This window comes from Paenibacillus sp. YSY-4.3, assembly GCF_054767475.1.
The window spans coordinates 131,145-155,942 of record NZ_BAABMC010000004.1; the positions used below are offsets into that span (position 1 = coordinate 131,145).

Annotated in this window: 26 protein-coding genes and 2 pseudogenes; 20 read left to right on the top strand and 8 right to left on the bottom strand. The window is 44.4% G+C overall.

Annotated elements, in window-relative coordinates; translation table 11 throughout:
* Positions 1-21: 21 nt before the first annotated feature.
* From ACYUJT_RS14995 to ACYUJT_RS15020, 6 genes are all read left to right on the top strand, one after another.
* Positions 22-1,113, top strand: a complete 1,092-nt coding sequence (locus ACYUJT_RS14995; protein ID WP_460323570.1) for an efflux RND transporter periplasmic adaptor subunit — start codon at positions 22-24, stop codon at positions 1,111-1,113.
* A complete protein-coding gene (locus ACYUJT_RS15000) occupies positions 1,106-1,783 on the top strand; it encodes an ABC transporter ATP-binding protein (protein ID WP_460323572.1) in 678 nt (225 codons plus the stop codon). The genes ACYUJT_RS14995 and ACYUJT_RS15000 overlap by 8 nt, the downstream gene beginning before the upstream one ends.
* Positions 1,783-2,985, top strand: coding sequence for an ABC transporter permease (locus ACYUJT_RS15005; protein ID WP_460323574.1), 1,203 nt, complete (start codon positions 1,783-1,785; stop codon positions 2,983-2,985). The genes ACYUJT_RS15000 and ACYUJT_RS15005 overlap by 1 nt, the downstream gene beginning before the upstream one ends.
* 805 nt (positions 2,986-3,790) lie before the next feature.
* The gene (locus tag ACYUJT_RS15010) at positions 3,791-4,153 is read left to right on the top strand and encodes a BlaI/MecI/CopY family transcriptional regulator (RefSeq protein ID WP_460323576.1); all 363 of its coding nucleotides are present in this window, start codon (positions 3,791-3,793) and stop codon (positions 4,151-4,153) included.
* A 2-nt stretch (positions 4,154-4,155) separates the two neighbouring features.
* Positions 4,156-5,733: a M56 family metallopeptidase gene (locus ACYUJT_RS15015; RefSeq protein WP_460323578.1), complete on the top strand. Its 1,578-nt coding sequence runs from the start codon at positions 4,156-4,158 to the stop codon at positions 5,731-5,733.
* Positions 5,734-5,968: 235 nt separating this feature from the next.
* Entirely contained in the window at positions 5,969-6,817 is an 849-nt protein-coding gene (locus ACYUJT_RS15020) for an AraC family transcriptional regulator (RefSeq protein ID WP_460323579.1), read from the top strand.
* Between the two features lie 103 nt (positions 6,818-6,920).
* Here the strand turns inward: ACYUJT_RS15020 and ACYUJT_RS15025 are convergent, their stop codons facing one another.
* Complete coding sequence (locus ACYUJT_RS15025) at positions 6,921-7,229, bottom strand: nucleotide pyrophosphohydrolase (RefSeq protein WP_460323581.1); 309 nt, start codon at positions 7,227-7,229, stop codon at positions 6,921-6,923.
* Entirely contained in the window at positions 7,216-8,871 is a 1,656-nt protein-coding gene (locus ACYUJT_RS15030; protein ID WP_460323583.1) for a DUF2075 domain-containing protein, read from the bottom strand. Before ACYUJT_RS15030 ends, ACYUJT_RS15025 begins: the two co-directional genes overlap by 14 nt.
* 291 nt (positions 8,872-9,162) lie before the next feature.
* Here ACYUJT_RS15030 and ACYUJT_RS15035 point away from each other — a divergent pair, with 291 nt between their 5' ends.
* Positions 9,163-9,588, top strand: coding sequence for a DoxX family protein (locus ACYUJT_RS15035; protein ID WP_460323585.1), 426 nt, complete (start codon positions 9,163-9,165; stop codon positions 9,586-9,588).
* 38 nt (positions 9,589-9,626) lie between these two features.
* On the opposite strand, the gene ACYUJT_RS15040 is transcribed toward ACYUJT_RS15035, so the two are convergent.
* On the bottom strand, positions 9,627-10,601 hold the full coding sequence (locus tag ACYUJT_RS15040) for a helix-turn-helix transcriptional regulator (RefSeq protein WP_460323587.1): 975 nt from the start codon (positions 10,599-10,601) through the stop codon (positions 9,627-9,629).
* 109 nt (positions 10,602-10,710) lie between these two features.
* Between ACYUJT_RS15040 and ACYUJT_RS15045 the strand changes: the two genes are divergently transcribed.
* The 5 genes from ACYUJT_RS15045 to ACYUJT_RS15065 all read left to right on the top strand — a co-directional run bounded on the left by ACYUJT_RS15045 (position 10,711) and on the right by ACYUJT_RS15065 (position 14,776).
* A complete protein-coding gene (locus ACYUJT_RS15045; protein WP_460323589.1) occupies positions 10,711-11,196 on the top strand; it encodes a GyrI-like domain-containing protein in 486 nt (161 codons plus the stop codon).
* Positions 11,197-11,362: 166 nt separating this feature from the next.
* Positions 11,363-11,737, top strand: coding sequence for a hypothetical protein (locus ACYUJT_RS15050; RefSeq protein WP_460323591.1), 375 nt, complete (start codon positions 11,363-11,365; stop codon positions 11,735-11,737).
* Positions 11,738-11,948: 211 nt separating this feature from the next.
* Entirely contained in the window at positions 11,949-12,167 is a 219-nt protein-coding gene (locus ACYUJT_RS15055; protein ID WP_460323593.1) for a DUF6138 family protein, read from the top strand.
* Between the two features lie 14 nt (positions 12,168-12,181).
* Positions 12,182-13,282: a DUF6138 family protein gene (locus ACYUJT_RS15060; protein ID WP_460324183.1), complete on the top strand. Its 1,101-nt coding sequence runs from the start codon at positions 12,182-12,184 to the stop codon at positions 13,280-13,282.
* Positions 13,283-13,390: 108 nt separating this feature from the next.
* Entirely contained in the window at positions 13,391-14,776 is a 1,386-nt protein-coding gene (locus ACYUJT_RS15065; protein ID WP_460323595.1) for an MATE family efflux transporter, read from the top strand.
* A gap of 96 nt (positions 14,777-14,872) precedes the next feature.
* On the opposite strand, the gene ACYUJT_RS15070 is transcribed toward ACYUJT_RS15065, so the two are convergent.
* Both ACYUJT_RS15070 and ACYUJT_RS15075 read right to left on the bottom strand, forming a co-directional pair.
* Positions 14,873-15,931 carry a bifunctional transcriptional activator/DNA repair enzyme AdaA gene (locus ACYUJT_RS15070; protein ID WP_460323597.1) on the bottom strand — a complete coding sequence of 353 codons (1,059 nt, stop codon included), beginning with the start codon at positions 15,929-15,931 and terminating at the stop codon, positions 14,873-14,875.
* Positions 15,932-16,013: 82 nt separating this feature from the next.
* On the bottom strand, positions 16,014-16,178 hold the full coding sequence (locus tag ACYUJT_RS15075; RefSeq protein WP_460323599.1) for a hypothetical protein: 165 nt from the start codon (positions 16,176-16,178) through the stop codon (positions 16,014-16,016).
* Between ACYUJT_RS15075 and ACYUJT_RS15080 the strand changes: the two genes are divergently transcribed.
* From ACYUJT_RS15080 to ACYUJT_RS15105, 6 genes and pseudogenes are all read left to right on the top strand, one after another.
* The gene (locus tag ACYUJT_RS15080; RefSeq protein WP_460323601.1) at positions 16,172-16,705 is read left to right on the top strand and encodes a hypothetical protein; all 534 of its coding nucleotides are present in this window, start codon (positions 16,172-16,174) and stop codon (positions 16,703-16,705) included. The two genes, ACYUJT_RS15075 and ACYUJT_RS15080, sit on opposite strands and share 7 nt — an antisense overlap.
* A 247-nt stretch (positions 16,706-16,952) precedes the next feature.
* On the top strand, positions 16,953-17,942 hold the full coding sequence (locus ACYUJT_RS15085; protein ID WP_460323603.1) for an ABC transporter ATP-binding protein: 990 nt from the start codon (positions 16,953-16,955) through the stop codon (positions 17,940-17,942).
* Positions 17,914-18,687 carry an ABC transporter permease gene (locus tag ACYUJT_RS15090; RefSeq protein WP_460323605.1) on the top strand — a complete coding sequence of 258 codons (774 nt, stop codon included), beginning with the start codon at positions 17,914-17,916 and terminating at the stop codon, positions 18,685-18,687. Before ACYUJT_RS15085 ends, ACYUJT_RS15090 begins: the two co-directional genes overlap by 29 nt.
* A gap of 82 nt (positions 18,688-18,769) precedes the next feature.
* Positions 18,770-19,372, top strand: coding sequence for a class I SAM-dependent methyltransferase (locus ACYUJT_RS15095; RefSeq protein WP_460323607.1), 603 nt, complete (start codon positions 18,770-18,772; stop codon positions 19,370-19,372).
* Positions 19,373-19,391: 19 nt separating this feature from the next.
* On the top strand, positions 19,392-20,093 hold the full coding sequence (locus ACYUJT_RS15100) for an aspartate/glutamate racemase family protein (RefSeq protein WP_460323609.1): 702 nt from the start codon (positions 19,392-19,394) through the stop codon (positions 20,091-20,093).
* A 94-nt stretch (positions 20,094-20,187) separates the two neighbouring features.
* Positions 20,188-20,665, top strand: a pseudogene (locus ACYUJT_RS15105) (isochorismatase family protein).
* Here the strand turns inward: ACYUJT_RS15105 and ACYUJT_RS15110 are convergent.
* Entirely contained in the window at positions 20,654-22,258 is a 1,605-nt protein-coding gene (locus ACYUJT_RS15110) for an acetolactate synthase large subunit (RefSeq protein ID WP_460323611.1), read from the bottom strand. The pseudogene ACYUJT_RS15105 and the gene ACYUJT_RS15110 overlap by 12 nt on opposite strands.
* Before the next feature lie 447 nt (positions 22,259-22,705).
* Here ACYUJT_RS15110 and ACYUJT_RS15115 point away from each other — a divergent pair, with 447 nt between their 5' ends.
* Together ACYUJT_RS15115 and ACYUJT_RS15120 are read left to right on the top strand one after the other, a co-directional pair.
* Positions 22,706-23,593, top strand: coding sequence for a LysR family transcriptional regulator (locus ACYUJT_RS15115; RefSeq protein WP_460323613.1), 888 nt, complete (start codon positions 22,706-22,708; stop codon positions 23,591-23,593).
* Positions 23,594-23,686: 93 nt separating this feature from the next.
* Positions 23,687-24,118, top strand: coding sequence for a rhodanese-like domain-containing protein (locus tag ACYUJT_RS15120; protein WP_460323615.1), 432 nt, complete (start codon positions 23,687-23,689; stop codon positions 24,116-24,118).
* 3 nt (positions 24,119-24,121) lie between these two features.
* Here the strand turns inward: ACYUJT_RS15120 and ACYUJT_RS15125 are convergent, their stop codons facing one another.
* Together ACYUJT_RS15125 and ACYUJT_RS15130 are read right to left on the bottom strand one after the other, a co-directional pair.
* On the bottom strand, positions 24,122-24,433 hold the full coding sequence (locus ACYUJT_RS15125) for an RNA polymerase alpha subunit C-terminal domain-containing protein (RefSeq protein ID WP_460323617.1): 312 nt from the start codon (positions 24,431-24,433) through the stop codon (positions 24,122-24,124).
* Positions 24,434-24,455: 22 nt separating this feature from the next.
* Positions 24,456-24,794, bottom strand: a pseudogene (locus ACYUJT_RS15130) (sensor histidine kinase).
* Between the last annotated feature and the right edge of the window lie 4 nt (positions 24,795-24,798).

Here is a 24,798-nt window from a genome sequence, read left to right on the forward strand (position 1 = left end):
AAAATGAAATGGATCCTTGCATTGGCAAGCATACTTTTTTTAGGAATCAATATTTACTTAATCATTACCCGGGAAGCTCCACAAAAAACGATTATTTCCAATAATAACATTTTTACCGTCGCCAGCCAATCCCTTTCAGAGACGATATTACTTTCAGGCGTTTTTGAATATGAGGAGGAGGAGCTCATTTACGTTGACAAGACGTTGGGGGAAATCCAGAACATCTCTGTCTCGGAAGGACAGTCCATTAGAATCGGTACCCCCCTATTCAAATATAACAGCGAATCCATTGCGAAACAAAAAAAACAGATCGAACTAGAGAGGAGACGACTGCATCTGCAAACCGAGATGAACCGTCGTCAGATTTCTGAATTGGAAGCACAGTTCAAGGAGGAGGTTGTAGCGAAAGGGCCCGACGAGGCAAAAAGCTATACCTCTGGTCAGCTTCAGGACCTGCAAATGCAAGTGGAACTCTCGGAGGTCGAACTGATATCGTTAGAGATGGATCTGGAGGAGCTGGATGCGAAGGAATCGTCCCTGCTCGTAAAAAGTCCGATTGACGGTACCGTTCAAGCCGTGAATGCTCGCCAACACTCAATCGACGATCTCCCAGTCGTGCACATTACCTCGGATAAGTACGTCATACGCGGTGCGATTAACGAATTCGACTCCGTTCGCGTTCGTCCCGGCCAATCCGTCTGGATCAAGTCGAAGGCTCTGCCGGATCACAAATGGAACGGAACGCTGCAGCATATCGGAAGCATCCCGAACAAGCCGGAGAGCGGCGAAACAGGAACAATCTCGAGTTACCCCTTTATCGTAACATTGGAGGAATCGAGTGCCTCTTTATTACCCGGGTACCATGTGTATATTGGGATTGAAGAGACCGGGGTGCAGCCTCTTTCAATTCCAAGCTCCGCTATCGTCCGGAAGGAAAACAAGACTCATGTCTATGTACTGGAAGGTGATAGCTTAAGATTCCGAGAGGTAACAACAGGAAATGTGAATGGAGATCATACCGAAATTGTCGACGGTTTACTTGAAGGCGATCGTATCCTTCTCGAGCCCTCCGATCATTGGGATGAAGAAGAGGAAGTAGAGATCCATGATTGATTTCTATAATGTCAGCAAAATTTACAATGCCGATGAGCGACACACCCATGTCCTCAAGGATGTCAGCTTCTCGATTGATAAAGGTGAATTCGTAGCGATCATGGGAATGTCAGGTTCAGGAAAATCAACATTGCTTCATTTGATGGGATTATTGGATAAACCGACATTGGGAACTTATAAGTTAAACCAGATTGATGTTCAACAGTATACCGATCAAGAGCTCGCGAAGCTCCGGAATGCGCATATCGGATTTGTTTTCCAGCAATTTCACTTGCTCCCCAGACTTACGGCGTTTCAGAATATCGAGCTCCCGCTTATCTACAGAGGCGATTCCGCCTCTTCACGGGCGCGGAAAGCAACCGAAGCGCTAGAAGCCGTCGGTCTGACCGAACGGAAGGATCATTATCCTAACCAATTATCCGGCGGCCAAAAGCAACGAATTGCCATCGCGAGGGCGATGGTTACGGAACCATATCTTGTATTAGCGGACGAACCGACGGGGGCGTTGGATACTAAGACTGGAGAACAAATTATGGATTTGTTTCGGGTCATGAACGATGCCGGAACATCGGTTATCATCGTGACACACGAACTGGCCATCGCGGAATGCGCAGATCGCATCTTGGTCATTAGAGACGGCGCATTGGTCGAAGATCGGGGGTTACGTTGATGGTTTGGGAATGTATAAAAATGGCTTACTCCTCTCTACTGGCTCACAAGCTTCGCTCTATACTCACAATGCTCGGCATTATGATCGGTGTCGCTTCAGTCATTACGATCGTATCCATTGGTCAAAGTGGAGATGCCGCATTAAAGAATCAGTTTGCAGGCAGCCAGAATAACACGTTGGAAATTATGCATATGGATACGGATGCCGTCGTCGGCGCTGCCGCCCCCGCTACAACTTCCCCGTTCACTGAAGCAGATGTCTCCGAGCTTGAGCGAATCGAATCCATCGTCATGGTCACTCCAACAAGCTCTGCTATGTCCTCAGTCATGGTAGAGGATACCACCAAGCAGATGCAGATCATCGGCGTCTCGGAACGATTTGAGGAGCTTCAATCCATCGAGATTGTCGCCGGGAGATCCATGACCGACAATGAATTACGGGAGGGCCTAAAGGCCGCATTAATCAGCGAGGAAGCAGCACGTTCATTCGAGCAAGAGAAAAGTTACATCGGTGAAATCATTGAAATAGAGGGAGTTCCATTCTTTATTGTCGGTACGTTCGCGTCTAAACGAAGCGGGCTGACGGAGTTAAGTAAAGAAAGTCTCCTCGTTCCTCAAACCGTATGGCCGTCATTGTTCGGTAACGGAGACTATCAGTCTTTGATTATCCAAGTCTCCGACCTGTCTTTGCTGGAAGAGACGAGCCAGAAAGCCTTGGATTATTTTACGCAGAAGGCGGACAGTACGGGGATGCCTGGCGAGTATTACATATTAAATATGGAACAGATCAAAGAGGCGCTATCTTCCATTACAACGATCATGACGGCCATTATCGGCGGAATCGCCGCGATTTCTCTATTTATTGGAGGGATTGGGGTAATGAACATTATGCTAGTCTCCGTTACGGAACGAACAAGGGAGATCGGGATCCGCAAAGCGCTAGGAGCGACCCGAGGGATGGTGTTGGCGCAATTTCTCACCGAATCTGCTGCGCTTACGACCATCGGTGGAATGATTGGTGTGGGGCTTGGATTGGGCGGCGCATATACCGTCGCTATGATCAGTAATATGCCCCCGGTTGTCTCGTGGCAGGTGGTCCTCGGCGGCGTTCTCTTCTCCATGAGCATCGGCATATTTTTTGGCCTACTACCCGCCTATCAAGCGGCGAAGTGGGAACCGGTGGATTCCTTGCGTTACGAGTAATTACTTCCGATAGTCGGCTATTCTTGATTCAAGCAGTCGTTCCCTGTTGCGCGGGAGATTGTTTGAGGTCGGGGATCAGTGCTGGTTGGACGGGCCTCCAGCCCAGAAGTTCCTGAGTAACAGGGCTTGATCTCGGAATATCAAGCGCTGCAAGTGTGCTGAGGAAGCCGAAGTGGGCGTCTGCCTCTCCATCGAACTTTCGAGGGGCCGAGACGGCCTTTTTTTTGTAGAACATCTGATCAATTTCAGCTGTGGGCGACCATGGCTTCTGGAGGCTATAGAACGGGGCCGGATTACGCACCTCAGCACGGTTGGCAAATTGCTTCGTGATCTTATACTTCGTGATCTGATACGCGAGGCGTCTGTAACTGGTTTAGATATGACCAGCCTAAAAGTGATCGGTTGTGGAGGATCCATCATTGCACCGGAAATTCTTGTATCCTAAGTGATGGCAAGTTCTTTGAATGGGGAACAAAGGGGGATTACGGCGGGATCATTGACAACAACATCTATACGAATTTTGCGTCAAAACGATTCTGTTCGAAATTTCATACTGAATCGTTATTTTTTTGCCAATTTGAGCGAATGTGTATGTATTTTCATATAGAAATCATAGAATCGAACGTTTGAAGGATAATTTAGTATGATTTTTCGACTACATCATCATAACAAATTTATTTTGGCCATATCAAAGGATAAAACACTTTTAAAAAACTATGGTCAAGTAATTCACTATTGACATTGGGTCTATAAGTTATAGACTAGAAGTGTGAGGTCGATATCTTATAGACCAAGGAGTGGTAAAATGAAAGGGTACAAGCTTACAGAAAGTGAAATAAAGTTTACGGATTTAATCTGGAAGAACGAACCGATTGGTTCTGGTGATCTTGTGAAACTATGTGAAAGAGAAATGAATTGGAAAAAGTCTACCACCTATACAGTTCTAAAAAAGTTGTGTGAAAAAGGTTTTTTTCAAAATGAAAATTCAGTAGTCTCATCTTTGATTACAAGGGATGAATATTACGCGAATCAAAGCGTACGTTTCGTTGAAGATACCTACGGAGGGTCATTGCCCAAATTTTTAACAGCGTTTATGGGAGGGAAAAAATTAAATAGCCGCCAAGCGGAGGAACTGAAAAAGCTGATTGATGAGCACAAGGAGGTGTAATCATGAGCGAGCTGTTTCTGTCTGTTTTAAATATGAGCCTTACAGCAAGCTATGTCATTCTTGTTGTGATATTAATCAGATTATTACTTAAAAGAGCCCCGAAGGTCATCTCTTACGCTTTATGGGGCGTGGTAGCTTTCCGACTTGTTGTTCCATTCACATTTGAGAGTGTATTTAGTCTGTTGCCAAGGAGTGGGGATAGAAGTCCAAATCCAATCCCTCAAGATCGTATGCATCAGCAAAGTACGCAGATTAATAGCGGAATAGAACTGGTCGATTCATTTGTAGGCAGGACACTGCCGGCACCGACTGCCAGTGATAGTGTGAATCATTTGCCGAATTACTTACATATTGGGTCATATATTTGGGTTCTATGTATGATGGCATTGCTTATTTATAGCCTTGTATCTGTATTGCTCTTGAAGAAACAGCTTACAAACGCACAATTCATAGAGCAGAATATTTACGAAGCTGAGAATTTGAAAACACCGTTTGTGCTTGGCTTGATACGACCAAAGATTTATTTGCCCGTTGGACTTCAGGCTGAGGAGCGCAGCTACATCCTGCTACACGAACAGACTCACATTAAACGATATGATCATATCATTAAGCTAGCAGCCTTCTTGGTATTGTCCGTGCACTGGTTTAATCCTCTTGTATGGGTAGCATTCATGTTAATGAGTAGGGATATGGAATTTTCCTGTGATGAACGTGTATTGAGAAAGATGAATTCTGATATTTATATTAAAAAATCTTACGCATCATCATTGTTATCACTTGCTACGGATAGACAGATTTTGAATGGAAGCCCGCTTGCTTTTGGTGAGGGAAATGTAAAAGGAAGGATTAAAAACGTTTTGAATTATAGAAAACCAAGGTTCTGGGTACTTGCTTTCTCAATTGCCATTATGACAGCAGTTGCGATTGGATTGATAGCAAATCCTAAAATTAAGGGGATAGGGACAGATGAATTAGAACAAATTACTGATTCAAAAAATATACCAACAGGTGAAGAAGTTAATTTTGAACTACCAGAGAAATCAGCAGTGGAAATATTAAGAGACCTAGCAAATCAACAATTTACCATTAAAGGTAATCAAATTAGTGATGATGATCAAGAAACCGTTGTAGCATTTGGAGAGGCTTTTGTGGATTTATATACCGGAGCTATTGCAGAACAACAAGCAGTTTCATTTAAAAATTATATATCCAACGAGAATCTCCTCAAATTTACCAATAAAATGTTAGAGTTAGAACAAAGACAGGAATTAAAGGGCGGAATCGGTGTGATTTTCGGTTTAGAAAATGAATTCAGTAAAGCAGAGTTCAAGAAACTTGATGGAAATGTCTACTACGTAAGTTTACCATTTTCGAACCAAGGGTCAGTAAGGGCCCTCGAAATGTTAGTTCAAGCTGAAAACAAGGCATTAAAAATGGTTGATTTGTACTTTGGAAACAAAGATGGTGTAGATACTATTGTAACAGGACATCCTGCTGATAGAAAACTTCATGATCCAAAACTATGGGATAACCAAGTATGGGTTAATGGTGTTTTTGAAAAGCTTGAAAAAATGAACTGAACTGAACTGAACTCCTATGAGTCGAAAGTTCTTAAGATGAATTGATGATGTCAGAATTCCCAGATAAGGAGAGCACCAGTGTCAAGGAATTACGAGGCAGCTGGTATGAATTCCAGGGTACGCCCATCAGCCCAGGTGAAATTCTCTGCCTCGGCATGCTGACTTTTTCGTGCAGTAAATGTACGGCATTCATTTTTGAGCTGCCCTAAAATTGATCTTGAAGGGAGGGATAACGATGGATTGGCTAGACAGGATGAATAGCGCCATGGAATATATTGAAACAAATCTGGCAGACAATATCTCATATGGTGAAATCGCGCAGATCGCCTGTTGTTCTACTTATCATTTTCAACGGATGTTTCCGTTTATTACGGGAGTCTCGTTATCTGAGTACATTCGACGTCGGCGGTTGACTCTGGCAGCTTTTGAACTGCAGACAACAGATGCCAAGGTTATTGATGTAGCTATGAAATATGGGTATGAGTCGCCAGAGGCGTTTGCACGGGCGTTTAAGAATCTTCATGGGATCATACCGATATCCGCGCGCGATAAAGGGGTGTCTCTAAAGGCCTATCCTCGAATGTCCTTCCATATTTCAATAAAGGGAGATGTCGAAATGAATTACCGCATTGAACAAAGAAGGCCTTTTGAGATGTTTGGAGTTTATGGTCTTATCAATTCGGACAGACAGACCGCATTTGCTGAAGTTCCAGAGTTCCGTAAACAATGTGATGAGGATGGCAGTGTTGATCTAATGAACGAAGTACTGGGACGGTTTGGTGATTCCCTATTGCACGCCGCCTTATATGATGACAATGGAGAAACTTTCAAATACATGATCTGTTATCATTTGCCAGAGGGGCTTGAAATTCCGGAGAGATTTACAAAGCTTTCTGTCCCGGCATTAACATGGGCTATATTCCCGGAGCCGCAATGTGATTTGCAAAAACTATGGGAACGAATTTATTCAGAGTGGTTTCCAACATCCGGATACGAGCAGGTTGAAGGCCCTAGTTTCGAAATGTATTATGGAATGGCAGGGCATGATGCCGGGGAAATTTGGATACCGGTAAAGAAAAAATAACTTTATACGCCATGTGGCACGACTATGTAAAAAAAGCGCCTGCACTGTTGCGGGCGCTCTTCTTGATTCCAGTACATACAGGCCATGTTACACTGAGAGTCCCCTATTTATTACTAACAGGATACTTCCTCCCATTCTTTATAATCTTTTCTTCCACAATCTCTTTAACGTCTAGCCCAAGATCTGAACATAACATGAATGAGTAAATCAAGACATCCGCAATTTCTTCACGGATATTTTCATTATTTTCTTTGAGTGCTTCTTCACTGCTGATCCATTGAAAGTCTTCCAGTAGTTCTGCTGCTTCTATGGAGATGGAGATGGCGAGATCCTTGGGGTTGTGATACTGTCTCCAATTTCTTTCGTCCCTGAATTCATTGATGGCGTCAATTAAGCTTTTAATATCGCTCATGATGGTTTCTCCTTTTTAACTCGAGTAGTCTCTGTCTTAATTTTAGGTCTGTAGCATAAATATATAGCCCGTAGATCCCTCGTTTCATCAGGACATTGATGGAATTCAAGATGATTTCTTCTTTAACTTCCTGAGTCTTCTCAGGTGACAAATCCGTTCTCGAAACGAATGCACCTGTATCTTTGTATGCCGAAGTATCAATGACGAGTTCGTCTTTTGTTTCATCATAACTTACAGAAGGACCAAGGACGACGCCGACATAATTCAGATCAAATCCTTGAACGGTATAAATGGATCCAACTTCTCTAATCGAATCTGGGTTTTCGGCCCATGTCACATTATCCCGGGTGCTATTCCAAGGCATATTAATTCCTACTTCATCCACAATATAGGTGCTTTCGTCTTTTTTGTGCAAGTAGTCGAAAGTTGAGACAATCCGAGAAAGACCATATTCGTTATTTTTGCGTTCAATAGCCTCTTTAAACGTCTCGGAATCTTCAAAAAATTTAAGCTCGAAGCAGGAACTCTCTTGTGATGGTAAGGGGAGAATCTTTTTGGCAACAAACTCGTTAATCCACTTAATAGTTTCTGAGTCTGCATTCATTCTCATCTGGTCGGTGAGTTTTAGGGTCTTTGCATGATACTGACTTTTGATTTCTTCTAGCAATCTATCATTCCAATAGCTTTTAATCTTCAATACTTGTTTTGCATCAAAGATGATAATGGAAATTTTACTGCGCTTAATGATCTCGTCCAGTTGGTTTTGATAGGTGAAATTGTTATAGGAATCTTCCTTTGTCAAAAGCAAATGAGCTTCGTCGACTAATACGATATCTGCCTTTTTTTCTGCCTTTGTCTTATCGTTAATAAATGGCGTTGGCTTCATAAAGCTCTTTTTCTTCAAGTTCGGCAGGCTGTTGGCGATACTTTTATAAGTCTTCAGCATCTCCGTGTGATTAACCAGCAAGTAATTATCTGTTCCATATAAAAGAGAGCTGTCATCTTTAGCTAAATCCTGAATCGTATTAAATAGGGAGCTTAGCAAGACACTTTTACCCGTACCCGCATCCCCCTCAATGGCAATGACATGATTCCCGTCTTTACTTATATGTTCTTTACAAAAGTCCAGAATCTCATTTTTAATATCAAGCTGCTGAGGTGAAAGTTCCTTATAAGGAGATAACTTATAAATGTCCTTGTTCCTAAGGTTCTCCAGAGTATCACTCACAACTTTCTCTTCTCTAAGCTTCTCCCAAATCATCTGAAATAGATCTTCGTTATAAAAGGACTTCTGATAGTAATTGTGCATTACCCTAGATCTAGTCTGACTCACGTTTTGCAGCTGATAGTTGTTGTCGGCAATGAAATAGTTAATGAGATTCGACTCGATATTGTACGTCGCTGACTGATTAAACTTCTCGTGCCAAATCATTATAGAGCGGTTCAAAACCTTCCGCCTTTTATCTTCGATATGATTCTTCAAGCGTCTGGAAGCTTGTACCGTTTGGCCAATATATGCAGCCGGTCTTTTTTTGTCATTATATAATATATATACAATTGGATAGTTGTTCAGATGTAATGCTTTTACAGAACGCACATGATCAGAAGTGAAATCACTATTTTCAAACACAAGTCCATTCATAATGTTAGCCTCTGCCTCTGTATTTCGTTTTTTAATAATAGTATCACATTTGTGATAGTCTATTTAAAAGAGATGGATATTTTTGAAATTGTAAAATACCAAAAGTAAGAGTGGTCTGCTATTCAATAGCACACCACTTTTTTCATTGGAACCCTAAACAGGTTCATTTTTTGACATGATTTAAGGCTATGATATACCCACAAGCACAGAATGAATGCTAAAAAGACGTGAAAGGCAGTATGAGACCTATAAGTAATGTTGAATGAAACTTTGAGATGAGGAGGCAACAAAATGAGTACAAACGTTGGTACGGAAACAACGGCGAAAGTAGGAATCCAGCCCCGAGGAAAAATAGTTGCTTATTGGGTAGTCACATTACTGCTCGTAATATCGATTACATTAAGTGGAATTGGGCAACTCATGAGATATGGAGGGAATGTAGACCTAGTGACCAATATTGGTTTCCCATTATACATTACGTACATCCTCGGCACCTGGAAGCTGCTGGGGGTTATTGCGATCATCGTGCCAGCATTTCCCCAGCTTAAAGAATGGGCATACGCCGGCATCTTCTTCCTTATGACAGGTGCGGCATTATCTCATGCATTTGCTAACGATTATGGTGATTATGGGTTCCATTTCATCCTTCCGCTTTTTTATGCTGCATTAAGTATCGCCTCGTGGGCGCTGCGTCCCAAGAGCCGCAAGATAGTTTAAGAAGAAATGTAAGAGAGCCGCATACAAGCGGCTCTTTGTTATCTGCTCAACTGTTCTTTAAGACAACCTACCCTCACTTGCAAACCTTTCAGGATTTCTTCCGATGCCTCCCTGACCTTAAGATCTTCACCGAGGAAAAGAAGCCAATTTATCATTTCGGCCAATTCTTCAGAATTATTCACTTGGATAAATGCCCTGAGCAGGGCGGTGGTTTGGTAAGGGTTCGTATAAGAAATGGAAGCTTTTAATGGGTGATATTTTTTATACTGAGCAACGGCACGGGGGCCCAATTCAAGGACAAGGTTGATTTCTTCATTCTGTCGGCTTAATTTATCCAACATCTTTTTTCGGCTTAATCGTGTTTTCGGTGAGTAGGGTTTGACTTCGGTGAGCTCATCGACTGAAAAAATCTTCTTCTTCTCTTCCTGCAAGTCAACGCCTTCGATCAGCCATAGGCTTTTCTCATGGTAAAGCTGCAAGAGATAAATGGGATAAGATTTGATTTCCTTCCCTTCTTCAATGCTGATCCATAAATAGCTGTCCATAAGAAGGTTCTGGATAAGCTTTTCTAACATGGGATGGGGGAGGTCTGAAAGCTCAAGCAGGTCGGGATTATGCGGGTTGGTGCCTTCAAAAATCAGGATTTCATTTAAAAGAACAAGGTCGTCCTGTTGGTTTGTCGAGATGAGCCCGAGCAGTTTTTCAGCTAAAGATTGACGGCTCTTGAGGTAGGGAAGCTGCGCATTTCTTGTGGCCATAAAGGCGATAAAGAGTGCTTTGACCTCATTATCGGTAAAACGCACCTCGGGCAGAAGAGAGTTGTGCATGACAAAATAGCCCCCATCCCTCCCGACCTCCGCGACTAGCGGCATCCCTAGGGCCTCGATTTCTCGGACATCCCGAGCAGCTGTCGAACGGGAGATGTTAAATTCCCGCATGATTTCAGAAATTGTAAATTGGGATCGGTTATTGATATACCGCATGATGGTATTAATCCGTTCAACTTTTTTCATCGGGGCTCCTAAACAGGTTCATCTTTTGACATGATTTAAAGTTATGATATATCCAACAAGCACAGAAGGCAAATCCTAGAAAATTTAAAAAAGAAGGATGGTAATGAATATGGCAAATTATCAGTTGGAAGAAAAAGAGAGCTTTATCGTGTTTGGTCTTGGAACGGATCTTAAGAGCGATTATACGGACTACGCCGGCATTAACAAGGAAAAGTCGGATTTTTGGCAGGCGGTCAGTAATGATGGAAGGCTGGACACTTTAAGAGCCATGGCCGCCAATGATTATGTGTTTGCCGTTAATGAAGCGGTGAATAACAAGATGATGTATTATGCCGGCGTCATGACGGAGGCATCGGCACCCGCATCGGAAGGTTCTAGAGTGATCCAATTTCCTAAAGGGGAATACCTGGTTGTAAAAGGGGAAGGGAAAACCGCCGATGAGATGAGCAATATGCTTGCCGGGGTAGCCTTTGGTCAAGTGCTGCCGGAAGTAAATCATGTCGCTTATGTTGGCGGGCCGAATACAACAGTTATAATGGGACAGCGGGACGGTCAAGTTTACGGCGAAATGTGGATTCCCGTTGTTCGGAAATAAAGTGATGGAGGCACCCGGTTTGGGTGCCTTTAGCTTTGGCTCCATAGATCATACGGCACCCTTGTTTCGTAATACCTCAAAAAGGGGTCTAGGTATCAGTTCACGAATATGATATAGATCTCAAAATCCATACATAGAGAATTTTACACAAATGGGAGAGGATTCGATGAGCGAACGTGTGCCCTGCCAAAACCCCGGTTGTTCTGCAACCATTCTGCCTACAACTGCTTTAAAGACAGGCGGGACTTGTATGCCATGCCATCAGAAAAAGCTTGCATTGGAGCAAGAGGCAATCGCCTTGGTTTGCGGCACATGCAATAGTTTATCGGAGCGAGTGAAGATGGATAGTGAGCTTTTTGATATTGTTGGCTTCGAAAACGATGTTATGGAATGGTCTGATTATGAAAACGAAATTTTGAGATGTTCGGGGAGCCCTATATATTCAATTATCGGGATTGGCTATTTATCAGTGCTGGCGCGCAGGGAGACCTTGGCGTATGGGGACTCGTTAAACGAGTGGATCATCGATACCATATGCTAGTCTACGGAGATTGGGGCTTTCATAGGAGTGATGCATTTGGAGGCAACATCTTGCTGCCTCAGCATCAGATTGAGGGATGGATCGAGCAGGCGATACAGAATAATCGCTATGAGACGGCAGAGTAGCAGGATTATGCCGGGAGATTTGGGATATCTCTCATGACACATGATTATGTTGAGAAAAGATGAAACACGCGGAAAGGCGGAAGATAATGGACGAACTACAGCTAGAAGCGCTGGAAGAGATGAAAACGGCCATTCATAAATGGTTTGATGAACAGGAGAATCGAATTGACGTAGAGGAAGTGGTCTTGCGTACCACGCTGCAAGTAGGCATCTTTAACTCTATCCTGCTGGATTATCGGCCGGGCAGGACTAGGGTTGAGAGTTCGAAATCGATGGGGAGTACCCGGAAGCCGCAAAGACGATAGCTGTATTTGACCGAATTCAGGAGTTAAATAAGGAACGGGTTGAAGCTCTCGCGGAGCACCGAGGAGATATCATTAGGGCTTTGACCGGCTGGGCCGAGAATGTATTCTTGCCGCGTTACTGTGACGTCACCCGCTCCGAATACAGGACTAATGAGTATGTGATCAAGCCGGATGCTGTTCTTGAGAATAAGGATGAGCCAAATCAGCCTATTGACCTTCTTTTGTACGGGGCGGTAATGATTATTCGTTATGAGCCGAACTACAGCAAATTTAGGGGTCAGACTTTTCTGGAGCTGGCGAAGCAACTTGGCAGCGGGAAAGCCGCGCGTATGCTGAAGGAGGGCAGCGACAGCTACTCGCACGACGAAGTTCATATACGGCATGAGTTGGTTGAATGCAAGGCTAACGATGTTTTTTCCATCTTCACAATTGTTATTCGCAAGGAAGAAGCCGGGGCGTATGAGCGGGTAATTTCATTTATTCTCTCTCTGTTCCGAAAGGGCTTCCCGAAAAGCTACAAAATTAAGCTAAAATCCAGCGTGAGAGAGTATTTGCCCATTAAGGGGCTAGCCAAATCGGACACGCACCGTTTTTTTGCGAATGCACTGGCTTATTCCGAGCTGTATCCGTTATTGGAGGAATACGCTCGGGAGGCGATGGTAGAATTTGAATGGTATGAAGATACGGAAGACGAAAAAAGCGTCATGCCAGGCAGTTATGCGGTGTTCGGGCTGGGGCTTTCATCCGAGCGGTATTTTCCGCTTGTTGAGGCTTACATGGATCTTGTGGATGATGAGCATCAGCTGGGGCATGACAAGTTCACAGCTGTTTTTGCCGAGACCTATGGCATAACGGAAGGCTCGACTCCTACCTTGATCGCCTGTCTGCTGCGTTCCCATGATTCGCTAAAGCTGAAGATTCAGCCGGAGCTGGAAAACGAAGACAAGCTGTCGTTATTCGTGCAGCATATAGAGACTCTATCAGACGACGAGGCCGAGCGGGTACTGTACCCGATCTGGGGCAAGGCGGAGAAGCTGGCTGCAATGGCTCGCAAGGCGCAGGAACCGCGCAAGGAGCTGCTGCTTCGTCTGTTAAAGGCGGCAGGTATAGCCTGACGGTAGTGAAACTATTTTATTTGGAAAATTTAATTATAGACTTGTTGGATTATGGGCACTACACTAGGAAAAGCGACAGAGAAAAAATAGGGTAGGAGCTTGTAAATCGTGACATTAACAGATCGTATTCCATCATGGAAAAAACTTAGTCTTTTTGCTGTTACTTGGCCTATTCTCATCGACTCCGTGCTGCGGATGATGCTGGGTACGGTGGACGTATTTATGCTTAGCCGCATCTCCGATAAGGTGACCGGAGCAGTAGGGTTAGCCAACGAAATTATTTATTTCTGTATTCTAATGTTCGGCTTTGTTGGCATCGGCACCAGCGTTGCGGTTGCCCAGTATATCGGCGCCGGGCGGGAGAAAGAGGCAGGCCGTATCTCGGCGAATGCCATTACGTTAAACCTGATTTTCGGGGTGCTCGTCAGCCTGGTCCTTTTTCTGTACGGGGAGCCCATTTTGCATTTGATGAAGTTAAATCCCGAGCAAATCGGAATTGCCAGTCATTATTTAAAGATCATCGGCGGTTTCATCTGGATCGAGGCGCTCTCTTATGCGGTTTCGTCGGTTATCCGTTCGAGCGGACACACCAAAAGCGTGATGTTTGTAACCCTGGGCGTCAATCTCGTTCACGTCACAGGCAATTATCTGCTTATTTTCGGGAACCTGGGTTTTCCGGAGATGGGTGTGACGGGAGCAGCCGTATCCACGGTCGTTAGCCGTTTGCTCGGCATCATCGTTCTGTTTATTATTCTGTACCGCCGGAGTCCTGCACCGATTCGTGCTAAAGATTACGTGGTCTGGAACGGCACTTACGTGAAACAGATTTTGCACGTCGGCTTGCCCGCTGCAGGCGAGCATCTTGCTTGGCAGTCGCAGTACCTTATGATCATCAGTTTCGTCAATATGATCAGTGTTTCCGCGTTGAACACGCATGTTTACGTCATGAACATCTCGAACTATTTTATGGCGCTTGCTTTGGCGATCGGAGCAGGTACGGAAATCATTGTCGGACAAATGGTTGGTGCGGGGGAAATGAAAGAGGCCTACCGGAGACTGATGAGAAGCGTGAGAATCAGCTTCATGTTAACGTTAGCTATCGTCGGTGCGGCATCGATATTCCGGCATGAGCTCATTGGCATGTTCACGAAAGACCCCGAGATCATTGCCGCTGGAGCGGGTATTTTTCTGCTTTCCATCATTCTCGAACCCGGCCGGACATTCAATATGGTCATCATCAATTCGCTACGTGCCGCAGGGGATGCACGCTTTCCCGTCTTAATGGGTGTACTCTCTATGTGGGGAGTCGCGGTGCCGCTTGCTTATGCGCTGGGTATTCATTTCGGGTTTGGGCTGCTTGGCGTATGGATCGCTTTCACGGTAGATGAATGGCTGCGCGGTATGATCATGCTGCTTCGCTGGAGAAGCCGGGCCTGGGAGAAGAAGGCGCTTGTGAAGCCAGTTTCTGTCCCGGAAAACGGCATGGGAGCGTAGGCCTAGACAGGTATATTTTATTAGAATGTTATCGCAAGAAGCCGCTTCTCAAGGGAAGTGGCTTTTTGTATTGATGTGCTTGTTCTAGTTGTGTACTCACTTTGTTTCCCTCCAACTTCTCTCATGATTTAGCAGCCATTCTTTGCGTGCAACTCCGCCACCGTACCCGCCGAGCTCACCATCGGTATTGATTACACGGTGACAGGGTATGACAATGGCCAGCTGGTTAGCGCCGTTCGCTTGTGCTACTGCACGATATGCCGTGGGTTTGCCAAGCGCCAGCGCGATTGCGGCGTAAGAACGGGTTTCCCCGGGTGGAATCTGCCGTAATTGTTCCCATACGCTCTGTTGAAAAGGTGATCCAATAAGATGGAGGGGGGTCCTGAACTCGGTTAGCGTACCCTCGAAGTATTGAGTCAGTTCTAGTTCAATGGATTGAATGGGTTTTGTTTGGCCGGGAATTATAGCTGCTTTCCATCTTTTTCTTAGTCGTTCAACCTCGCGTTCTAATCCTCGACGATCCACGAATTCCAGTAGAAACAGCTCGATCTCGTCCGATATGGCAATCATAGGGCCAAGCGGGGTGTCCAACCACGCTGCCTTAAGAATACGGCTGACATCCAGGAGCGTAGGAGGTGCCCCCATGATACGAGAGAATGCATCTCTAAATCCGCTACTGGAATCGTAACCTGAAGCTAATTGCGTATCGATAATCTTCTCCCCCGATCGGATGCTCTTTAAAGCGAGTCCCATTCGACGTGCCCGAGCGTATTCAACGAATGTCATGCCAAAGCGCTTTTTGAACTGACGGCGGGCAGTGGATTCATCAATGGATAAAGTCTTAAAATCGTACCCCTTCCAACGTTTCTCCGGATTTTGCTCAACGGCTTCAACGAGTAAACGGACGACATCCGAGACTTGATTCGGATGCGACAAGGGTCGGCAGCGCTGACAGGGACGGAAGGAAGCCAGAAGCGCCTGCTGCGCAGTCTCGTAGAACTCGCAGTTTTCGTACTTTGGTTTCCTAGCAGGACAAGTTGGACGGCAAAACACACCTGTGGATTTGACACCAACGTAGAAGACGCCTTCATAGTCAGATCTTTTCTCAATAAGGGCTTTATAATATTCGATTTTTCGTTCCTCGTTAAGGATCATAATGGATACACCTACGTTTTTAAGAATGAGTTTATTATACCTTGCGCTTACAACAGCCGTAACCGAAAATCAGGCATTAATTTTAAAGCTTGGCATGTACCTTGCGTTCACTCGACCAGCCGGCCCCGGGGATCGTCGTAGGCACAGCGAAGAGGGCTTGCCCACACCCTGCATTCGCACAAGCAGGCAGCCCGCCCCTGGCGTACAATGAACCATAACCAGTGAGCGAGGTGAACTTCCATGGCACAATCCAAAGAGGTGCTCGGACGGGCCAAACGGTTGCAGGGTCGGCCGGTATGCATCACCCTGCACAGTGGCAAGACCTACGTTGGCTACATTACCGACGTCAACAGCAGCGGTTTGACGCTGGCCAGCACCGGAGCTCAGCCCCGCACCTCATCCGGGAAGCAAGGCTCCCGGCCTAAGCAGCGCAGAGCCGGCTCTCATGCCTCGGGCAGTCGCTCGGGCAGCCGGCGAAGCGGTGGGCGCAAGCCTTCTGCGCGTTCCCGCTCACGCAAGCCGGACGCCAAGGTATCGGCCTTTCTGCCGATTTTAGGCTCGCTGTTCGGGGGACTAGGCGGCACAGGTGCTACTGCGGGAGCGCTCGGCGGTGCGCTGGGCAGCGGCATGAAGCTGTTCGGCATGATCCAGCGATTTGTCCCGGTTGTGAAGTTGGGATACGGCATGATCAAATCCATACGCCCATTCCTTGGCGCTGTCCAAGGCTTGATGGCGCCACCCGAAGTTGCCGCGGCAGAAAACGAATCACCGTAACCGCAAAAAACGAGATGCGGCAGGTTCGTTTAACGGAATACTATTGAGGTAACAACAAGAAAACCAAGCCCTGATGCTCAGGAACTTGGTTTTTTTATGTAATATCGAGTGTATACCTCCAAAATCTCCATCCTCAGACGGAGGCCATTTCCATCTGGAGCCAGTTCAAGAAACTAAGATACAAAAATAAAATGAAGGTATCAATGGCATCGCCTTTTTATTTCATTCGGGAAAGGATGGTTATGAGGTGGACAAAATGATTGAAGTACGGGGCATCAATAAAGTGTATGGACGAAGAAAAGCGAAAGAGAAGATTCATGCAGTTCGGGATGTTTCTTTCACGGTGAACCGTGGAGAGGTTGTCGGCTTATTAGGACCCAATGGGGCTGGGAAGACATCAACGATAAAGATGCTCTGTGGTTTGTTGGAATCGGATGCGGGTTCGATCTCCATTAATGGTCTGGATATTCGTAAGAAGAGACTTAAAGCTCTAGAGCATATTAGTGCTGTATTAGAGGGGAACCGAAATTTATATTGGCGCCTTACCGTCCGGGAGAACCTGGAATACTTTGCAGGTACCCGCGGTTACTCTCGGAAGCAGGTTGCCGAACAAGCGGATAAATTATTAGAGCAATTCAACCTGAAGGAAAAGGAGAATGAGCTGGTCAATGGATTATCTCGAGGGATGCAACAAAAGTTGGCCATCGCGGTAGCACTTTTAGCTAATACGGATGTCATCTTGCTGGATGAGCCAACTCTCGGGCTGGATGTTGAAGTTAGTTATGAATTGCGTGAAATTTTAAAAACAATCGTTAAGGAAGAAAAACGTACGATTATCATTAGCTCACATGATATGCCCGTTGTTCAGGAGCTGTGTGATCGGGCCATTATCATTAATAAAGGTGAAGTTGTAATCGACGACAGGGTGGAGAATTTGCTTAAGCTGTTTGAAACAAGAGCATATTCGATTAAGCTGGGTGAGCAATTAAGCTTGGAACAGGAGAATAAGCTGAGAGGTCGATTCCCTTTAAGTATATATAAAGCAAGCTCCCATGAGAGCATCGTGGAAGTTAATTTAGAACATAGTCAGGACATCTACGAGTTATTTGATCTTCTCAAAGAGGAAGGAACCATTGTGGAGAGTATTGATCGTATAACCATTGATTTTGAGCAAGTGTTTATTCAGATTGTTAAGGGAGGGAAAAACCATGAAATGGCTACACTTATTGAGTGCTAATTTTCGCAAGGAATATATTGAACTGAAACGTTATCTGCCGAACACCATTGCGTTAATATTCACTTTTTATATTATTTTCTTAGCGGCATTCTTTGGAATCATGTTCATCGGTGATCCTGCCAGTTTTGAAGCGAATGTGCAATATTCGATAGTTAGTGTAGCCTTCTGGAGCTTAACGATGATGACGATGAACTTCATTGGTTATTCGATCATTACCGAGGCCACGCGCGGAACGTTGGAGCAAATATATATGTCCCCTATGGGGGTATGGAAAATCATGCTTACACGCATCATCGGGCAATTTGGGTTACAGTCGGTTGTGATGGTGATCCTGCTGTTTGCTGCGATGCTTACCTCTGGGCAGTGGCTGAGTCTTAACCCTATGACGACGATCCCGATCATTATCATCACAATGATAAGTATGGTGGGGGTCAGCTTTATGATTGCTGGCCTGGCCGTTATCGTGAAACAAATTCAGGCATTTCTGCAGATTTTTCAATTTGTATTGATGGGGCTGGTCTTTGTTCCGCTAACTGCAGCTCCGTTTCTAGCCTTTGCCCCGTTCGTCAAAGGGGTGAATATGGTCAGAACGGTGATGATGGAGGATCTGACGCTGACACAATTGCCACTAGCCGACTATGCAGTCTTAACCCTAAATTCGGTGATATATCTATTTGCAGGGCTCTTTGTGTTTCATCTCTGCGAAAAAGTAGCGATGAAGAAAGGTCTTCTAGGACAATACTAATAGCACCAACAACTCACGACTTACTGATATACTGATGAGGGATAACAAATCATGAGGGTATCGATCGGAGAGATATTTATTTATGGCCAATACGGATAAGTTTGAAATGATAGCTAACGTGTATGATACACCTGAAAGAATTCAAACCGCAAAGGTATCATCTGATGCTATCCGTGAATATGTAGTTGACGCTAAAAGTAAGAATGCTATTGATTTTGGGTGTGGAACGGGTCTTGTCGGAATGGACTTGTTAAATGAGTTTAATTCCATGCTTTTTCTGGATACCTCACAAAACATGATTCTGCAAGTAAAGCAGAAAATTTCGGATTGTAATATTCGGAATGCAGATACTTTGTGCTTTGATTTTGAACAAGAAGGTCTGTCGGATTTACATGCTGACTATATTTTTATGGCACAGGTTCTCCTCCATATTCCTGATGTTGAATTCGTTTTGTCTAAATTATTTGATGTTCTAAATGAAGGCGGACATTTACTAATTGTAGATTTTAATAAAAATGAGAATATCGTTTCAGATATCGTTCATAACGGATTCCATCAAGATGAGCTATCCGGCATGATGACGAAAATCGGGTACAAAAGTATTCAATCCAAAACCTTTTATCATGGAAGTAAAATATTTATGGGGCAGGATGCATCGATGTTTGTTCTGGATGCTCAAAAGTAACGGGTGGGGTGAGTAGGTAGTGAAAACAATAGGGCTTATAGGCGGCATGAGCTGGGAATCATCCATGCTCTATTACCAAATCATCAATGAGAGGGTAAAAGAAAGGAAGGGTGGACATCACTCAGCAAAGAGTCTGCTGTATTCCGTAGATTTTCAAGAAATCAAGGACCTCCAGCATCAAGGGAATTGGACAGAGGCTACGAAGGTCATAATTGAGTCGGCACAAAGACTGGAAGCAGGCGGAGCCGATGTCATAGTCATCTGCACGAATACGATGCACAAGATGGCACCCGAAGTGATGAACTCGGTATCGATTCCTTTACTTCATATTGCAGATGCAACAGCAAATAAAATTGTTAGCGATAAAATAAAGAAGGTGGCTTTGTTAGGGACCGCTTTTACTATGGAGCAGGAATTTTACAAGGGTAGACTGATCCATCAGTTTGGACTTGAGGTTGTTGTCCCGGATGAAGCAGATAGAGTGGTCATTCACGACATCATTTATCACGAGCTTTGTCTTGGAATTATAAATGAACATTCAAAGAAAAGATATCTAGACATCATTGACAGTCTTATCCGTAAGGGAGCGGAAGCGGTTATTCTCGGATGTACGGAAATCACCATGCTCATCTCCCAAGAAGACTGTAATATCCCGATTTATGATACAACACGACTTCATGCCGAGGCCGCCGTTGATTTTGCGCTAGGAGACGAGTATTAAAATTGAAAGCGTACAGCGACCAATTTCATGAAGGAATTATGGACTTGGCGTAAATAATATTAAGAGGAATACGTCTAAATAAGGGGGAAATCATTTGAATCAAACATTGTTAATTATTGATGCCCAACAAGAGTTAATTGATGGGAATCAAGAAGAAAGTGCTGTTTATAATAAAGAGCAACTTATTAAGAATATCAATGTAGTTATTGAAAAAGCAAATAAATCCAGTGTACCCGTTGTCTTTGTAAGGGATTTGGATGTTGCTGAAGGGAAAGGAAAAGGATTTCAGGTTCACAAAGAAATTAATGTGCCTATGGATACAAAGATTTTTGATAAAACTGCAACAAATTCTTTTCATGGAACAGGACTGCTGAACCACCTAAAATCTCAAAAAATTGAGCATGTTGTTATAATGGGGTGTAAAACTCAACACTGTATAGACAGTGCAGTCAGAACAGATTATTAAGCATCATAATGAAACTCTTCATGGTCATTACAATGTGGAACACTTTGCTGTTGTTAGAAATGCAGCGGAAGACTTGTTCCATCCAATTCATGATTCATATAGGTAAATTGTCCATTCCCATTTGAATATCTATCAGTGTAATTTCATTGTTTTGTTTTAAGGCATGGTTCAATACTTGTTCAAACTCATTCAATTGTTTCGGCCTAATTCCTTTTATTCCAAAGCTTTCAGCAAGCTGCACAAAGTCAGGGTTTCCAAATGCCGTACCAAAGCTATTATTGAATTTCTCTTGCAACATTTGTTCCTCTAATTTTAACGTTGAATCATTTAATACAATGATGATAAACGACAGGCCAAGTCGTTTGGCCGTCTCTAATTCGGAAATATTCATTAAAGCCCCTCCATCCCCGGTAATACAAATAACTGGAGCATCGTGGCAAGCTAATTTAGCACCAATAGAACCGGGTAACGCAATGCCCATTGAGGCAAATCCATTTGAGATGATGAGTCGACCTGCCTGTTTTGATTGATAGGTACGGGCAATAGACAACTTGTGGGCACCTACATCAGAAATCACGATAGTCTTTTCAGTAGCATTCTTTTCAATAATCGTTAAGATATTCTCTATAGTAAGTGATAGATTTTCTTTCACATCTAAATCAATTTGATAAGCTGTCTTAATCCTTTCCTTTAGATTTCCAATCGGAGCCCATGGTTTAGATGGTATATCCAGTTTATTAAGTTCCTGAAAAACCTCATTTAAATCACCAACCAATTCTCCCTTCACGGGGTAATGTTCATCCATTTCGGCAGGCAGTGTGTCGATATGCAAAATGGGGTTCATCCTTTTATTCCAATCCTTAGGCGGACTTTCAACAAAATCAAAACCAACGATAATTAATAAATCAGATTCCTCTATTATGGGTAATACTTCATCCTTCTTTTTAAAACCAAATGTAAAATAATTTAGCTGATGTTTTTTTGGTAAAACTCCTTTTGCCATAAAACTATGGATAACAGGTGATTGTAGGTTCTCTACAAAAGTCAGAAGCCCTGACATCGCTTTTTGCCTGATCGCCCCGTTGCCCACGATGACAAGTGGCTTTTGGCTCTGGCTTATTAATGTACGAGCATCCTCTATAGCTTGTGGAATAGGAATGCTTTTTGGAATAGGCAATACTGGTAATGGTTGTGCTGGAGGCTTTTGTGCTGCGATGTTCTCAGGTAATTCAATTAAAACAGCACCTGGCTTTTCCATCTGTGCTAATCTAAATGCCTTACGAATGATTTTTGGTATGGTTTGCGAATCTTTAATTTGAACGCTCCACTTGGTAGCAGGTTCGAATATTTTAACGATATCTAAATATTGATGAGATTCTTGATGCTGCCTTTCAAAGCTTGCTTGTCCTGTAATGGCTACAACCGGAGAATGGTCCAGATTTGCACTAGATATTCCCGTCAAAAGATTTGTCGCTCCAGGTCCTAAAGTTGCTACGCAAACACCAACCCTATTTGTTAGTCTACCGTAAACATCTGCCATAAAAGCTGCTCCTTGTTCATGACGAACATTGATGAACTGAATTTTATTAGACTTAGACAATGAATCAATCAGGTCAAGGGTTTCCTTTCCCATGATGCCAAAAATATACTCAACCTCCTCATTTTCTAAGCACTGAACAAGTAAATCTGTTGCTTTCATACTACTACGCCCCTTCTAACTGTGATTTCCCTATTATCCCCTTAAATCATGAAAAGTAACGCTAAAAAGGTACATAGGGCATTCGTTTCGGCTCCAGGCATGATAGAGGTAACCCGATTGTTGGGTGCCAAGACTTTTGCAGGCCTGCTTCCCCAATCAGGAGACATGCGGATTTCACGGTGTACCCCAAACCTCCTTCTTTATTGTCCTTAACCATTTTCCTTACCAGCTGGACGCTTTATCAAAAGCGTACATCAACGTTAGAAAACGAAGATAATCAAATTGAAATTTACATATCGTCACTATCAAAGTAATTAGATGAGATATTCATTTACTCGTAGGGATTATGTCTACTGGGGTCTAATCAAGTATAATTAATGAGACGAGGGGCCAATTGGTGGCCCTTATTGCGACTAGCCGTTACAGAGGATTTGAAAGGAGGAGCCTGTGGAACTCACCTACTTAAAGACATTTCGCGAAGTGGCGAAACGGGGGAGCTATACTCGCGCTGCGGAAGCTCTAGGATATGCTCAATCCAGCGTCACGACGCAGATTCAGAGACTTGAGGAGTCTTATGACGCGGTTCTCCTTGAGCGCTTTGGTCGGAACATGAAGCTGACGCTGGCTGGAGAGACACTTCTGCAATACGCCAACGAGATTCATAGAATTCACGAAGAGTCGAAAGAAGCTGTGTCCGGGCAATCCAAAGGGACGCTCTCCATCGGAATGATCGAGACGTTGGCGGCTTTTTACCTTCCACCGTATCTTGGTGCGTATCGAGGAAATTTCCCGGAAGTTAATGTCATGATTCAGCCGGGGAACGAATCTGAGATCATCCAAGCGGTCAAAGAAGGGGAACTGGACTTCGGAATCATTCTAGATCTGCCGTTCGCGGACGAGGAACTCGATATCCATGTTCTGAGGAAAGAACCTTTGGACATCATCGTCTGTCCGGATCATAGGTTGGCGGGACAAAACGAAATTCGCGTTGGGGATCTCGAAGGTGAGTCCTTGATTCTGACGGAAGACGGCTGCACGTATAGAGCGATGCTTCTTCGGATGTTAAAGGGAAACCGGATTAGTTATCGTCTCGCCTACGAATTCGGCAATTTGGAGGCTATTAAGCAGTGCGTAATTAATGGTCTGGGGATCGCTTTGTTGCCGCGAATAGCGGTAGCGGCAGAGATACGGAATGGGCAAATGATCGGTATTCCTTTCGTCGGTCCGGCATGCCAATTTTACACGCAACTGATCTATCCGAAGAAAAAATGGAAATCGAATGCGTTCGTCGGATTTATCGAGCTCCTTGGTGGTATGAATTATCAAAACTATTGATAGTATCCATTGAATTCTATCGATAACTCCATTAGAAGGGGCCGTGCTATAGTGGTGTCAAGACAACGACATCCCTATTTGGAGGTAATTCTAATGACAACCATTCGCTCTCTAGTTCTCGAAACACCAGCAGCTTCTCCCGAGCATACGCATCGCCATTTTGTAAACAAGCTGTCCGTGGAAACGGATGTTTCTGACGTGTGCTATGACATGAAGAACGGCATCGCCGACTTCCTGCTCATCGACGTTCGCAGTGCACTTGCCTACGGAGAATGCCATGTACCGGGCGCGATTAACCTCCCCTCTAACCAGATCAGCGCGGAGACGACCGCCACTTTCTCCAAAAAGCAACTTATTGTCGTCTATTGCTGGGGGCCGGCTTGCAACGGAGGTACCAAAGGCGCGGCACGCTTATCCGCTCTCGGCTTCCAAGTGAAAGAGATGCTCGGAGGCATTGAGTACTGGCGCAAGGAAGGCAACGACGTAGAAGGTACGCTGGGACATTCGGCATGTATGATTGGGTAAATTTTACTTTGGTGTTTTGTCGCTAGGCTTGAACGTTAAGCCTTGGGAGTGCAAAGCATCCCTAAGTATTGGCATTGAACGCGGCCCCACACCGTGGAGTTGCAATATCTCGCGTTCAGTAAAGACTGATAGCTTTTGTAAAGTGGTGATTCCGTGGTGCTCTAATGCTCGTCTGGCAGGACTCGAAAGAAGTGAAAGGAATCCGCTGTCCGGTTTCGTGTCTTGTTCACAAACCGGACAGGTTGGGCAATCACTGCTTTTATAGTATTGGTGTCCTTTATCGCAAGTTCTTAATGTTTTTTGTGAAGATGCCATCGTGGAAAACCTCCTTCATACCTCATACTGGTAAATAGATCGTGAACACCGAACCCTCACCCAACACGCTTTCCACCTCAATCCAGCCCCGATGGGCAAGGATGTTTTGCTGCGCAATCGCAAGCCCCAAACCGGTCCCGCCGCTGGGACGAGCCCTGGAAGGGTCCGCTCTTTAGAATCGGTTGAAGATATGAGGGAGCTCCTCTTCGGATATGCCGACACCACTGTCTTCGATGCGGATTTGGGCATAGGGCTGCTCCTGGTTGGGCAGCTGTGCCGTTTCAACAAGGACTCGGATTTGTCCGCCGGGATTCGTATAGTAGATAGCATTCGTCAGGATGTTATACAGTGCTTGAAAAATTCGT

What these genes read in the sequence shown, in the direction of transcription:
- ACYUJT_RS15015 (WP_460323578.1), top strand. Translation starts at nt 4,156, where the DNA reads ATGAGCGAGCTGTTTCTGTCTGTTTTAAATATGAGCCTTACAGCAAGC.
- ACYUJT_RS15025 (WP_460323581.1), bottom strand. Translation starts at nt 7,229, where the DNA reads ATGAGCGATATTAAAAGCTTAATTGACGCCATCAATGAATTCAGGGAC.
- ACYUJT_RS15055 (WP_460323593.1), top strand. Translation starts at nt 11,949, where the DNA reads ATGGACGAACTACAGCTAGAAGCGCTGGAAGAGATGAAAACGGCCATT.
- ACYUJT_RS15050 (WP_460323591.1), top strand. Translation starts at nt 11,363, where the DNA reads ATGAGCGAACGTGTGCCCTGCCAAAACCCCGGTTGTTCTGCAACCATT.
- ACYUJT_RS15010 (WP_460323576.1), top strand. Translation starts at nt 3,791, where the DNA reads ATGAAAGGGTACAAGCTTACAGAAAGTGAAATAAAGTTTACGGATTTA.
- ACYUJT_RS15125 (WP_460323617.1), bottom strand. Translation starts at nt 24,433, where the DNA reads ATGGCATCTTCACAAAAAACATTAAGAACTTGCGATAAAGGACACCAA.
- ACYUJT_RS15045 (WP_460323589.1), top strand. Translation starts at nt 10,711, where the DNA reads ATGGCAAATTATCAGTTGGAAGAAAAAGAGAGCTTTATCGTGTTTGGT.
- ACYUJT_RS15070 (WP_460323597.1), bottom strand. Translation starts at nt 15,931, where the DNA reads ATGATCCTTAACGAGGAACGAAAAATCGAATATTATAAAGCCCTTATT.
- ACYUJT_RS15035 (WP_460323585.1), top strand. Translation starts at nt 9,163, where the DNA reads ATGAGTACAAACGTTGGTACGGAAACAACGGCGAAAGTAGGAATCCAG.
- ACYUJT_RS15110 (WP_460323611.1), bottom strand. Translation starts at nt 22,258, where the DNA reads ATGAAAGCAACAGATTTACTTGTTCAGTGCTTAGAAAATGAGGAGGTT.
- ACYUJT_RS15000 (WP_460323572.1), top strand. Translation starts at nt 1,106, where the DNA reads ATGATTGATTTCTATAATGTCAGCAAAATTTACAATGCCGATGAGCGA.
- ACYUJT_RS15005 (WP_460323574.1), top strand. Translation starts at nt 1,783, where the DNA reads ATGGTTTGGGAATGTATAAAAATGGCTTACTCCTCTCTACTGGCTCAC.
- ACYUJT_RS15095 (WP_460323607.1), top strand. Translation starts at nt 18,770, where the DNA reads ATGGCCAATACGGATAAGTTTGAAATGATAGCTAACGTGTATGATACA.
- ACYUJT_RS15120 (WP_460323615.1), top strand. Translation starts at nt 23,687, where the DNA reads ATGACAACCATTCGCTCTCTAGTTCTCGAAACACCAGCAGCTTCTCCC.
- ACYUJT_RS15080 (WP_460323601.1), top strand. Translation starts at nt 16,172, where the DNA reads ATGGCACAATCCAAAGAGGTGCTCGGACGGGCCAAACGGTTGCAGGGT.
- ACYUJT_RS15020 (WP_460323579.1), top strand. Translation starts at nt 5,969, where the DNA reads ATGGATTGGCTAGACAGGATGAATAGCGCCATGGAATATATTGAAACA.
- ACYUJT_RS15040 (WP_460323587.1), bottom strand. Translation starts at nt 10,601, where the DNA reads ATGAAAAAAGTTGAACGGATTAATACCATCATGCGGTATATCAATAAC.
- ACYUJT_RS15090 (WP_460323605.1), top strand. Translation starts at nt 17,914, where the DNA reads ATGAAATGGCTACACTTATTGAGTGCTAATTTTCGCAAGGAATATATT.
- ACYUJT_RS15030 (WP_460323583.1), bottom strand. Translation starts at nt 8,871, where the DNA reads ATGAATGGACTTGTGTTTGAAAATAGTGATTTCACTTCTGATCATGTG.